Raw genomic sequence first — 12,747 nt, 5'->3', positions numbered from 1 at the left:
TTAGTTTTCAATTAAAAAGCCGCGCTGGCGTAATTTCTCTTCGGCCAGATTCAAGCTTTCTTCAGAAGTTGAGCTAATGACGTGTAAGTGTGTACCATCCGTTAATGCAGAAAGATACAATGCATTAGTTTCCTGGACGCGTTTTACAAAATGCTCGACTTCCAAGCGGTTAGATACCATAATCGAAGCGGTAATTTCTCCATACACCGGATGTTCGACAATAACGCTTTCGACCGTAACCCCACAATCGACCAATATGAAAAGTTCTTCTTTTGCTTCATTTGGATTGTGCATACAGACAATTTTTCGCTGAAGGCGTGTTTGCTGGACATTGTGCATATAAATATACCCTTGGCTTGTTGCTACGATCGGTTCATTTCGTGCTTTCAATAAATTCATATCATTGACGATGACTTGTCTTGAAACATTTGTATGCTTCGCTAAATCTGTACCTGTCATTGGCTGTTCAGCAGTTTTTAACAATGCAAGCAGTTCCAGACGCCGTTCTTCACCTAATAATTTTTTCAATCTATTCACCTCAATTAGCATACCAGTTCCTTTTCATCTTATCATATTTACCGCTTGCTAAGCGTGAACATTGTGGCAATAGCACAATTTGTGCATATGCTATTACGAGAAAAGGAGGAAAGAAGTGCGCGTTCATATTGTTCAAAAGGGAGATACTTTGTGGAAAATCGCGAAACAATACGCGGTTGGCTTTGATGAGTTAAAGCGATTAAATGCCCATTTAGCAAACCCTGACTATATTGTTCCGGGAATGGAAATCTATTTACCGGACACGACAGCGAAAAAAGAAATGCCGCAACCTATGAAGGAGCAGCCAAAGTCTGTTAAAGAGCAGCCTGTACCAACACCGGCCCCAGTGCCAACACCAGCACCAGCGCCGAAAAAAGAGCAAATGGTTAAGCCGGCCCCAGCGCCAGCGCCAATACCGGTTCCGATGCCAATGCCACAGCCGCAAAAGCCGCTTTGGCAAGGGGATATTTATTTCCAGCAACCTCAGCCGATGCCGATGCCAATGCCGAATTGGCAAACACATGTACATGTTCAGCCGACATTTGAAAATACGGTGACAGTACCGCAACCAATGCCGATGCCACAGCAACCGGTTGTTCAACCACCTCCGCAGCAACCACAGCAACCGATTTTTATCGAACAACCGCAATATATCCAGCCAATGCCGATGCCAATGCCAATGCCACAAATGCCTGTGTGTCCAACGTGTCACCATATGCCAATGCCAATGCCAATGCCAATGCCAATGCCGCAAATGCCTGTATGTTCGAAATGTCATCAAATGGCAATGGAATCTCCAATGTATATGCACCCAATGCCAATGCCACAAATGCCTGGATGTTCAAAATGCAACCAAATGGCAATGGAATCTCCAATGCATATGCAACCAAATATGTATATGGAGCCCATGTCGGTGCCGATGCAAATGCAGATGCAGCCAATTTTTCATGAAGAGTCTTCATTAAAAGGAGATCATTGCCAGGATAAGGATCACCTAGTACATCAGTATTATGAAGAAATTGACCACATGATGCGTCAACCAAACCCTTGTTGTCACCCACACATGATGCCGTATACAGAAAATACAATGCAACAAATGATGCCATATCCAGCAAATCAGATGCCTCAAATGCAACCAATGCCACATCCGCCGAAATCATGTCAATAGTAATTAAAGAAAATTGCTGGAAGTGGGATACACATAAAGGGTCCTTTTTTATGAAGTACTATGAGAATGGTTTTGTTGCGCAGAAAGTTAAAGCAATTCATCGAGAGCTTGAAAATATACAATTTCCATATCATATTCCACTTGTTGAAAATGAAGAGCCCCATATATTAAAGCAGTTTTGGTTTGAAGGGAAAAGTGCGGAGTATAAACGTTTTGAACATCAGCAGCTTTCCCTCCATGCAATCGAAAAACTGCATGAAACAAATGAGGTCATTCCTTGGGCGGAAACGGGCATCTTGTCCACGTATCAATTACAGGAGAAGTGGACGAGGAGATTTGAGCGTTTTATCAATCATGAAAGAGAACTAAGACGTTTATTAAAAAGCAATTATGATATTTTAGTCAATCATGCTTCTTATGCCTTAGGTTTAATGGCTCAAATTACAGTTCCGAGTGAAAAGCAAACGATTTTACATGGGGATGTTGTTCATCATAATGTGATGCTACGTGGTGAAGACGTGAAACTTATTGATTTTGATTTAGCCTCTTTAGGAGAGGCGTCAGATGAAATTATTTTATGGCTTCATCGCGTATTGCCGCATGTTCAGTATGAGATCCAGCCACTTGTAAATGACCATCATTATTTGCATAAAGCGCAGGAAAAGCTTCATTATCTGTTTTTCCCGAATGAAATATTAAGGGAATGTCTATTCTATTTGAAACTCAGCGACCGGCAAAAGCTTTCCTGCTATCCGTTTATTCAATCGATTGTTTATGACTGGATGAAAAATTATGATTCTTTTGCAAGACAAATTGATACATTGCAAAACTAATTGGCAGTTTATAATCGATGTTAGATGGAGAAGAATATGATAAACTATTAAAGGCTGTCTTTAAGGACGGTCTTTTCTTTTTTGGTGCAACATACGTTCGGTAATTCACAGTTCTTATGCTATAATAGAGCGAGAAATGTGAGGGATAAAAAGATGTATGATTATTTAAAAGGACAGGTTACTAGGGTTACACCAGAATATATTGTATTAGAGCAACAAGGCATTGGCTGGATGCTTTATACACCAAATCCATTTGTATTCCGTACATCTGCAAGTGAACAGCAAATCTATGTGTCATTGCAAGTGCGTGAAGATGCCCAAAATTTATATGGATTCAATAGTTTGGAGCAACGTGAATTATTTAAAAAACTGATTCAAGTATCAGGCATCGGTCCCAAAGGTGCGCTTGCTATTTTAGCGAGCGGAAATCCAACTTCAGTCATCCAGGCAATTGAAATGGAAGATGAAGCATTTTTAATCCGTTTCCCAGGTGTCGGGAAGAAAACAGCGCGTCAAATGATTCTCGATTTAAAAGGGAAGCTGGACATGCTGCTTGACCATGTTGAGTTACCGAGCGCCGAAAATGAACTGCCATTATTTGGAGTGAATCCGAATGAGCATGAGTTGCAGGAAGCGATGCTGGCACTTGTCGCATTAGGCTATTCGGAAAAAGAATTAGATAAAATCAGACCGCAATTAAGTGAAGACGAAAAGTTAACGACGACAGACGCCTATATTAAACAGGCATTAAAGCTGTTGTTGAAATTGAAATAAAAAGGAGTGAGAATCATGTCAGACCGTGTACTTTCTGGTGAAGCAACAGATGCCGAGCAGCAGTTTGAGCTATCTTTAAGACCACAGCGTCTCGCGCAATACATAGGCCAGGATAAAGTGAAAGAAAACCTGAAAATCTTTATCGAAGCCGCTAAGCTACGTCAGGAAAGTCTTGACCATGTTCTCCTTTATGGTCCACCAGGTTTAGGGAAGACGACGTTAGCGATCGTCATTGCAAATGAGATGGATGTAAATGTAAAGATGACGAGCGGTCCTGCGATTGAGCGGCCTGGGGATTTAGCAGCGATTTTAAGCTCACTTGAAGCAGGGGATGTACTTTTTATCGATGAAATTCATCGCCTGCCTAGAGCGATTGAAGAAGTGCTTTATTCGGCAATGGAAGATTTCTGTCTAGATATCGTTGTCGGAAAAGGTCCTGAAGCCCGTTCGATCCGATTGGAATTGCCGCCATTTACACTCGTCGGTGCAACAACGAGAGCGGGTGCTTTATCTGCTCCACTTCGTGACCGTTTTGGTGTATTATCCCGCCTCGAGTATTATGATGAACAGTCACTCGCTGAAATAGTAATCCGCTCCGGCGAATTATTCGGTGTTACGCTCGATAAGCATGCGGCATTTGAAATCGCCCGCAGGTCCCGAGGGACACCTCGTATTGCAAATCGATTGTTAAAGCGTGTCCGTGACTACGCACAAGTATTGGCAGATGGCATTGTTTCCACAAGTCTTGCTGAGCAGGCATTAGAACTGCTACAAGTCGATCCTCGTGGACTTGATCATATCGATCATAAACTTATGCAGTCAATGATTGAAAGATTCGGCGGGGGGCCTGTCGGATTGGATGCATTAGCGGCATCGATCGGTGAAGAGCGCATTACGATTGAAGATGTATATGAACCATATTTACTGCAAATCGGATTTATCCAACGGACACCACGCGGCCGAATTGCGACAAATCTATGTTACGACCATTTCGGTTATCCACCGACACAAAATGAATAGAAGGAAGTTTTGAACGTGAAAGTAGAAGATTTTGATTTTTATTTACCAGAGGAATTAATTGCCCAAACACCATTATTGGACCGTACAGCGAGCCGTTTAATGGTAGTAAATCCGAACTCACTGGAAGTGGAGCATCACACATTCGGTCATATTTTAGATGAGTTAAATGCAGGGGATTGCCTTGTGTTGAATGATACACGTGTATTGCCGGCACGCTTAATGGGTGCCAAAGCTAATACGGGTGCGAACATTGAATTATTACTGTTAAAACAGACAAATGACGACGAGTGGGAGACGTTAGTAAAGCCAGCAAAGCGTGTAAAAACAGGTACTGTCGTCACTTTTGGTGACGGACTATTGACGGCAACTTGTACGGGTGAGCTGGATCACGGCGGCCGTACTTTTAAATTCACATATGACGGGATCTTTTATGAAATTTTAGATCAACTTGGTGAAATGCCATTACCGCCATATATCCGGGAAAAGTTGGATGACCAAGATCGTTATCAAACGGTTTATGCGAAAGAGCGAGGTTCTGCAGCGGCACCAACAGCGGGTCTGCATTTTACGCAGCCTTTACTTGAAGCGATTAAAGCAAAAGGTGTAGAAGTCGTATTTATTACACTGCACGTAGGACTTGGTACATTCCGCCCTGTAAGTGTGGATACGATTGAGGACCATGATATGCATTCTGAATTTTACAGTGTGACAGAAGAGGCAGCGGCTGTAATTGAACGTGTCAAACAAGCAGGGGGCAAGGTTATATCGGTAGGGACAACTTCAACTCGAACACTTGAAACAGTCGCATCGAAAAATGACGGAAAAATTGTCGCTTCTCAAGGATGGACAAATATTTTCATTTATCCTGGATATGAATATAAAGCAATCGACGGACTCATTACTAACTTCCATTTGCCGAAGTCGACATTAGTAATGCTTGTCAGCGCACTTGCTTCAAAGGAAACAATTATGAACGCCTATGAACAAGCGGTTATGGAAAAATACCGTTTCTTCAGCTTTGGCGATGCCATGTTTATCCGCCCGGCTAAGTAATTTGCAATTAAACAAAAACCTATATACAATAATGATTTGTGCAACACCTACTAAACTTAGTAGGTGTTTTCATTCGAAGTACTGTGTTTACTTTAGAAACGAGAGGATTTTTTTATTATGACTGAAACAACAAAACAACCACCAATTCGTTATGAATTGATTAAAACATGTGCACAGACAGGTGCGCGATTAGGTATTGTCCATACACCACACGGTTCATTTGAAACACCAACATTTATGCCGGTCGGTACACAAGCGACAGTAAAAGCAATGAGCCCTGAAGAATTAAAAGAAATGAATGCAGGAATTATTCTGTCAAACACATATCATCTATGGTTGCGTCCAGGGAATGATATCGTGAAAGAAGCAGGCGGACTGCATAAATTCATGAACTGGGATCGTCCAATTTTAACGGATTCAGGCGGATTCCAAGTATTTTCATTATCAAAATTCCGTAAAATCGAAGAAGAAGGCGTTTATTTCCGTAACCATTTAAATGGAGACAAGCTGTTTTTATCACCGGAAAAGGCGATGGAAATCCAAAACGACTTAGGTTCTGATATTATGATGGCATTTGATGAATGTCCGCCATTCCCGGCGACATACGAATACATGGAAGCTTCTGTTGACCGTACAACACGTTGGGCAAAACGCTGTAAAGAAGCACACCAGCGCCCTGACGAGCAAGGACTGTTCGGTATTATTCAAGGCGGAGAATATGAAGAGCTGCGCCGTAAATCGGCTGAAGCTTTAGTTGAGCTGGATTTCCCGGGTTATGCAATCGGCGGTTTATCAGTTGGTGAGCCTAAAGATATTATGAACAAAGTATTGGACTTTACTGCACCTATGATGCCGGCAAATAAACCACGCTATTTAATGGGGGTCGGTTCACCGGATTCTTTAATCGATGGAGCTATGCGCGGTATCGATATGTTTGACTGTGTATTACCAACACGTATTGCACGTAACGGTACATTAATGACATCTGAAGGACGTATGGTCATCAAAAATGCAAAATATGCAAAAGACTTTACGCCAATCGATGAAAATTGCGACTGCTACACATGTAAAAATTATACACGTGCTTATGTGCGTCATTTATTACGTACGGAAGAAACATTTGGTTTACGTTTAACGTCATACCACAACCTGCGCTTCCTTATTAAATTAATGGAAGATGTCCGCCAGGCTATCCGCGAAGACCGTCTAGGTGATTTCAAAGAAGAGTTCTTTGAAAAGTACGGTTACAATAAACCAAATGCTAAAAACTTCTAAAAATATGTTCGAATTCCGAAATTTAATATAATTTTTTAAGAAAAAAAAGAGTTTTTTGCGCAATAACGTGCAATTCTATACTATACTAGGTAAGTGAGAAAGAGATAGAGAAAGGGGGCAATTTGAAAATGGAAGGTTTAGTACAATTTTTACCGATTATCGTAATGTTCGTTGCGATGTGGTTCATTTTAATTCGTCCGGCACAAAAACGTCAAAAAGCAACTGCTACAATGCAAAACAGCTTAAAACGTGGTGATAAAGTAGTTACTGTAGGTGGCTTACACGGAGAAGTTGATGCAATTGAAGATACGACTGTCTATTTAATCGTTGACGGAAATACACGTTTAAAATTCGAACGCCAAGCAATTGGCCGTGTAGAATCGGTATAAATGTTCTTAAAAAAGCTTGTGGAAATTTATTTTCCACAAGCTTTTTTGTATCTTTCATGCAATTTAGAACAAGCTATTGTATGAGAGGTGAATCAATTGGAAGATTATACATTAATTATATTTCGAACAATTGTTTTATATATTATTTTACTCATCGTTTTCCGTCTAATGGGCAAACGTGAAGTTGGTGAACTCAGTATTGTCGATTTGGCGATATTCGTATTGATGGCTGAAGTAGCTGCAATCGCACTGGACGATTATGACCGGCAATTTTTCAAAGCCGTTTTGCCTATTATTTTATTATTTTTAATTCAATATTTAAATTCCTGGCTCATATTAAAAAATAAAAAGCTGCGTGACTTTATTGAAGGCGATCCCTCTCTTGTTATCCGCGACGGATTTATCTGTGAGATGGAGATGAAAAAGCAGCGCTACAATCTCGATGACTTACTCCAGCAATTACGTGAACAGGGAGTCTGCTCTATACAGGATGTTGCCTATGCTTTTTTGGAGCAATCAGGAAAGCTATCGATTTATCAAAAGAATCAGGGCGGATTTATTTTGCCTCTCATTTTGGATGGCTATGTTGATAAAAGACATTTAAAAATTATTGGTAAAGATGAAGACTGGCTCGTTCGTGAATTACTGGTTAACGGCTATCCGAATATAAGGGATATTTTTTACTGCAGCTATGAAGACGGAAAGTGGTTTGTCCAATTACGAGCGCGAAAAAATTGAACGAAGATACTGGAAATCAGTAAAACGAATTTGTCTAGTAAGGAACAGTAGAAGTAATACCATTCCGATTGTAATCGAACAGCTTACAATTAGCGGCAATCCCACAGTAATGATCGGCTGCACAATCGATGTAAGGATAAAAATTCCGTAAGGCAGAACGAAAAATCTAAAACCGACGTTGATTTTTTTCTGTTGTTTAATTGAAGCGATGTGTAAAAAGGATGTGATAAGTACGCCAAAGCCTATTGCGATAATCGCACCTTTTTCCTGTATGGCTGGTTGTGAAGCAAGGAAAAACAGTAAAAACAGTTTCCCGATTCCCCCATAGATGGAATTCATCATGGCAGCCTGTGCTTCATCAAGTGCTTGTAAAATGGAATGAAGCGGACTCTGTATATAGTAAAAATAAAAAATAGGTGCCAATATTTTCATATAGCCGCGATTTTCCTCCAAATGGAACAGCACCATTGTCAACTCATCACCGTGTATGAAAAATACAGTAGCGGCCATACAGCCAATTAATGAAGATAGCCGTAATGAATGGGTAATACGCTTATTCAGCAACGGGTAATTGTTGCTCGCCAATGCGCTACTTACAGCAGGAATTAGGACTATTGCCAATGCAGCAGGTATGAAAGCAGGGAACAGCAATAGTGGTATGTGCACACCTGAGATGATTCCGTATAATGTAGTGGCGGCGCCTGCAGCCAATCCTGAAACCGTCAGTGCCTTTAAGAAAATGATCGGTTCCAAAAACCATGTAAAGGTACCAAACAACTTACTGCCGGCTGATGGCAATGCAATATTAAAAATCGGCTTTGTGAAGGAAGTGCCTGTTGATCCCTTTTTGAACATTTTACTTGAGCGCTTATAGAAAATCGCCAAAAACAGTAATGAAAAAATCTCACCAATTGCAGTTATCCCCATAGCGGCTGCTGCTGTCAATGCAGGCGATTCCGAAATGAAATAAGGCAACAATACGACAATGAGACCAATCCGTACAAGCTGCTCAAGAAGCTGTGCCCATGCAGTTGGTGCAATTTTCGCTAAACCTTGCAAATATGCTTTTATTAAGCTTGAAAAGATCACGATTGGAATTGTGAAAAGGCTAATATAAAGAGTGAAAATAAGGTTTTCATTATGTAAAAGCACTTTTGCGATATACGGAATAGCAAAATAAATGAAAGGGCTAAATAAAATAATTGAAATGGCGGAAATTTTGATTGCCGCTTTCATTACGGATGTGACATGTTCCGTTTTCTTTTTCGCATGGTATTCTGCAATCAGCTTGGAAATGGCAATCGGAATACCTAATTGAATAAGCGAAATGAAAAATATAAATGTCGGATAAGCCGTCATATAGAGCCCGACCGCTTCCTCCCCGGCAATACGCATAAACTGCATTCTGTACATAAACCCAAGACATTTTGAAATAAATATGACAAACATTAAAAATAATGTTCCTTTTAGAAATGAGCCCAAATAACTTCTGCTTTCTCCCTTCTCAATTTAATTTCATTCATATACAATAAAGTATGCAGTAGTAATCGCAGTTAAAACCTAAGTTCAGGAGTGATCGACATGCAAATTCCATTTTTCGGCCTTTACGAAAAGGTACAGCTTATATTGACGAACAAAATTGAAGAATTCCATTACTATGGATATGATTCAATAACAGAACAGGATTTATGGAAATATTGCATTGATAAGGTGTGGCGCAAAAAAGATGTGCAAAATATGCGGTTGCATGAGCTGACATCCGGCATTTTCGGTGCAACGGCTTCGGAAGTGCTAAGCTATATGCAAATAAGGGATTTTAAGCGCAATGAATTGAACTTGAATCTTTCCAATGAAGAGCTCCAAAGTTTATTTCAACCGCTTAAAGAGTAGGGAAAAATAAGAATTATATAATAAATTATCTAGTAATAATTTGACAGTTTCCACTAGCTGTTTCATAATGAGAGTGTTGTGCTTTTCAAACTATTGGATTGTTATTTTTGAAAAGTAATTCAGGAAATTATTGAAATGAATACATAGTTTGTGGAAAGTAATTTTTACGTTTTACATCACACCGCTTTTAGTGTGATATTGAGGAGGATTTTTTAATGAAATTAGCAAACCGTATCATTACGTTCGTTCTTGTCGTAGCATTGCTATTTACAGGAATGGGCACAACGGTAGAGAAGGTTTTAAACGATGTAAAACTTGGATTGGACCTTCAAGGTGGATTTGAAGTACTTTATAAAGTGGAATCACTTGTTGATGGACAGGCGATTACCCAGAGTGTACTGGCGGATACAACGACGGCATTAAACAATCGTATAAATGCATTCGGTGTTAGTGAGCCAAGCATTCAAATAGAAGGGGAAGACCGAATTCGTGTTCAGCTTGCCGGTTTGACAGATCAGGATTCTGCTCGTGAGCTATTATCTAGTACAGCGAATTTAACTTTCCGTGATGTAAATGACAATATTTTATTGGATGGTACAGATTTAAAGGAAGGTGGCGCAGCAGCGTCATTTGACCAGCAGAACCAGCCAATCGTAACTTTAACATTGAAAGACGCGGCTAAATTTGCGGAAGTGACTCAGAAAGTTATGAGCATGGGCGCACCGAATAACTTATTAGTTGTTTGGTTGGATTTTGAAGAGGGCGTAGATTCATACGCTGAAGAAAGCAAAAAACCACCAGGCGAACAGAAATTCCAGTCAGCTGCTTCTGTAACACAAGTATTAAATACAACAGATGTTATGATTTCGGGCAACTTCACAGTAGAAGAAACGAAAAACTTTGCGTCTGTATTAAATGCAGGTTCTTTACCTGTTAAGTTAACGGAAATTTATTCAACATCGGTTGGAGCACAATTCGGTAAAGACGCATTAAATGATACAGTATTTGCAGGGGTTGTCGGCGTACTGCTAATCTTCCTGTTCATGCTGATCTATTATCGTTTACCGGGCGTTATCTCAATTATTACATTATCGGTATTCACATATTTAGTATTAATCGTCTTTAATGGTATTAATGCTGTATTAACATTACCGGGGATTGCAGCAATTGTATTAGGGATCGGGATGGCCGTTGATGCGAACATTTTAACAGCAGAACGTATTCGTGAAGAACTGCGTGTTGGCCATTCTGTAAAAGACGCATTCAAACTAGGTTCTAAGCAATCTTTATCAGCAATTATCGATGCACAGCTGACAACTTTGCTTGCTGCTGTCGTATTATTCTACTACGGTACAAGTTCTGTTAAAGGTTTCGCAACGACGTTAATCATTTCGATTTTACTATCATTTGTAACTGCTGTATGGGGTTCTCGCTTATTGCAGGGGCTACTTGTAAACAGCGGCTACTTCAATAATCCGGCATGGTTCGGAATTAGTAGATCGAAACAGCATTCACTTGATGAAGGAATTACTTCACTAGATTTAACAACGAAATTCGATAAATTTGATTTCGTTGGAAACCGTAAAAAATTCTATGTGATATCTACAATTATTTTAGTTGCAGGTATTGTTGTACTCGGCGTATTCAAGCTGAATCTGGGAATTGATTTTTCTCAAGGTACACGGGTAGAGATTAAATCCGATACGGCGCTAGTACAAGAAGAAGTTGTAGATTATCTGGATGAAATCGGCTTTGCAAACGATGATGTTGTAATCTCAGGCGATGAACACACAATTGCGGTAATGCGTTATAAAGATGACTTCACTCAACAAGAAGTACTTGATTTTTCTGCGCAGGTAAACGAAAAGTACGGTCATGAGCCAAGCTTAAGTACTGTTTCGGCTACAGTCGGAAAAGAACTTGCAGAAAATGCGATGTATGCATTGGTATTGGCAGCACTCGGCATTATTATTTATGTAGCGATTCGCTTTGAATGGCGTATGGGTCTAGGTGCCATTATTTCATTACTGCATGATGTATTCTTTATTATCGTGATTTTCAGTATGCTGCGTTTAGAGGTAGATATTACATTTATCGCTGCAGTATTAACGATTGTTGGTTATTCAATAAACGATACCATTGTAACGTTTGACCGTATTCGTGAAAATATTGACCGTCACGAAAAAATTACGACGAAAGAAGAGCTTGCGTTGATCGTCAACAAATCTCTTCGTCAAACTATGGGACGTTCCGTTAATACAGTATTGACGGTTATTGTAGTAGTTATAGCATTGATTTTCTTAGGTGCTCCTTCTATTCAAAACTTCTCAATCGCTCTATTAATCGGGTTAATTACAGGGATTTACTCTTCAATCTGTATTGCGGCACAAGTTTGGTATTCACTAAAATGCCGTGAAATGGACAAAAAAGGTACTTCTGTTGTGAAAAAAGAGAAAAAACAATGGGGTTCAGACGAGCCACAAGTTTAAGAATATTAACCGCGTAATTGCACTTCTGCAAATTACGCGGTTTTTGTTTACCCTCATCGAAAAAAAGGAATAAATTCCTTAAATAAAGCATGAGAGGAGACTAATATGAAAATTCAATGGACATTGGTAGTTGGACTTATTTTTGCTATTATAATTGCCATCTTTGCTACAGTAAATGTGGATAGCGTGCAGGTCAATTATGTTTTTGGAGAAGCGCGCTGGCCGTTGATATTAATCATTTTAGGATCGGTATTAATCGGTTTTATCATCAGCTTTTGTTTTTCGGCATTCCGTATGTATGGAGGTAAAAAGCAAACGAAAGCAGTTCGAAAAGAACTTGAAGCAGCGCATGTACTGATTAATGAGAAGGATGCTGAGATTGTCCGATTGAAAAACGAGCTCCGGGAACGGAGTGCTTCCGCATTTGTGACAGAAGAAATTCGGGATAATGAGGAAATGCCGAAAAATTAGGCAAAAGGGATGCTGACTAATAGTAGCTATTTGAAACAGGAAAAACGTTTCAAATAGCTTTTTTAATTGATTAACATATTCGGTAAAGAAACAGTTTGATGACAGTATAA

Annotated in this window: 13 protein-coding genes; 11 read left to right on the top strand and 2 right to left on the bottom strand. The window is 39.8% G+C overall.

What is annotated here, in order from left to right; translation table 11 throughout:
* Complete coding sequence (locus tag AC0VXV_RS13010) at window positions 1-528, bottom strand: transcription repressor NadR (RefSeq protein ID WP_350477565.1); 528 nt, start codon at window positions 526-528, stop codon at window positions 1-3.
* Window positions 529-652: 124 nt separating this feature from the next.
* Here AC0VXV_RS13010 and AC0VXV_RS13005 point away from each other — a divergent pair, with 124 nt between their 5' ends.
* From AC0VXV_RS13005 to AC0VXV_RS12970, 8 genes are all read left to right on the top strand, one after another.
* The gene (locus AC0VXV_RS13005; RefSeq protein WP_475528596.1) at window positions 653-1,705 is read left to right on the top strand and encodes a LysM peptidoglycan-binding domain-containing protein; all 1,053 of its coding nucleotides are present in this window, start codon (window positions 653-655) and stop codon (window positions 1,703-1,705) included.
* Window positions 1,706-1,755: 50 nt separating this feature from the next.
* Window positions 1,756-2,538 carry a phosphotransferase gene (locus AC0VXV_RS13000; protein ID WP_475528595.1) on the top strand — a complete coding sequence of 261 codons (783 nt, stop codon included), beginning with the start codon at window positions 1,756-1,758 and terminating at the stop codon, window positions 2,536-2,538.
* A 153-nt stretch (window positions 2,539-2,691) separates the two neighbouring features.
* Complete coding sequence (gene ruvA / locus AC0VXV_RS12995) at window positions 2,692-3,312, top strand: Holliday junction branch migration protein RuvA (protein WP_475528593.1); 621 nt, start codon at window positions 2,692-2,694, stop codon at window positions 3,310-3,312.
* A gap of 15 nt (window positions 3,313-3,327) precedes the next feature.
* Window positions 3,328-4,332 carry a Holliday junction branch migration DNA helicase RuvB gene (gene ruvB, locus AC0VXV_RS12990; protein ID WP_475528591.1) on the top strand — a complete coding sequence of 335 codons (1,005 nt, stop codon included), beginning with the start codon at window positions 3,328-3,330 and terminating at the stop codon, window positions 4,330-4,332.
* 15 nt (window positions 4,333-4,347) lie between these two features.
* Window positions 4,348-5,385, top strand: coding sequence for a tRNA preQ1(34) S-adenosylmethionine ribosyltransferase-isomerase QueA (gene queA / locus AC0VXV_RS12985; protein ID WP_475528589.1), 1,038 nt, complete (start codon window positions 4,348-4,350; stop codon window positions 5,383-5,385).
* Between the two features lie 117 nt (window positions 5,386-5,502).
* Entirely contained in the window at window positions 5,503-6,660 is a 1,158-nt protein-coding gene (tgt, locus tag AC0VXV_RS12980) for a tRNA guanosine(34) transglycosylase Tgt (RefSeq protein WP_079528009.1), read from the top strand.
* Window positions 6,661-6,788: 128 nt separating this feature from the next.
* Window positions 6,789-7,049, top strand: coding sequence for a preprotein translocase subunit YajC (yajC, locus tag AC0VXV_RS12975; RefSeq protein WP_014823349.1), 261 nt, complete (start codon window positions 6,789-6,791; stop codon window positions 7,047-7,049).
* A 96-nt stretch (window positions 7,050-7,145) separates the two neighbouring features.
* The gene (locus AC0VXV_RS12970) at window positions 7,146-7,787 is read left to right on the top strand and encodes a DUF421 domain-containing protein (protein WP_475528587.1); all 642 of its coding nucleotides are present in this window, start codon (window positions 7,146-7,148) and stop codon (window positions 7,785-7,787) included.
* Here the strand turns inward: AC0VXV_RS12970 and AC0VXV_RS12965 are convergent.
* A complete protein-coding gene (locus AC0VXV_RS12965) occupies window positions 7,767-9,236 on the bottom strand; it encodes a putative polysaccharide biosynthesis protein (RefSeq protein ID WP_475528585.1) in 1,470 nt (489 codons plus the stop codon). The genes AC0VXV_RS12970 and AC0VXV_RS12965 overlap by 21 nt on opposite strands.
* A 132-nt stretch (window positions 9,237-9,368) precedes the next feature.
* Here AC0VXV_RS12965 and AC0VXV_RS12960 point away from each other — a divergent pair, with 132 nt between their 5' ends.
* From AC0VXV_RS12960 to AC0VXV_RS12950, 3 genes are all read left to right on the top strand, one after another.
* Complete coding sequence (locus tag AC0VXV_RS12960) at window positions 9,369-9,677, top strand: post-transcriptional regulator (protein ID WP_475528583.1); 309 nt, start codon at window positions 9,369-9,371, stop codon at window positions 9,675-9,677.
* A gap of 215 nt (window positions 9,678-9,892) precedes the next feature.
* Window positions 9,893-12,166 (top strand): protein translocase subunit SecDF, encoded by a 2,274-nt coding sequence (secDF, locus tag AC0VXV_RS12955; protein WP_475528582.1) that lies wholly within the window; start codon window positions 9,893-9,895, stop codon window positions 12,164-12,166.
* Window positions 12,167-12,271: 105 nt separating this feature from the next.
* Window positions 12,272-12,637, top strand: coding sequence for a LapA family protein (locus tag AC0VXV_RS12950; protein ID WP_475528581.1), 366 nt, complete (start codon window positions 12,272-12,274; stop codon window positions 12,635-12,637).
* Window positions 12,638-12,747 lie beyond the last annotated feature (110 nt).

This window comes from Solibacillus sp. iso_87 (assembly GCF_056173085.1).
The sequence above is the reverse complement of the archived record's forward strand: the minus strand, read 5'-3'. Positions and strand labels throughout refer to the sequence as shown.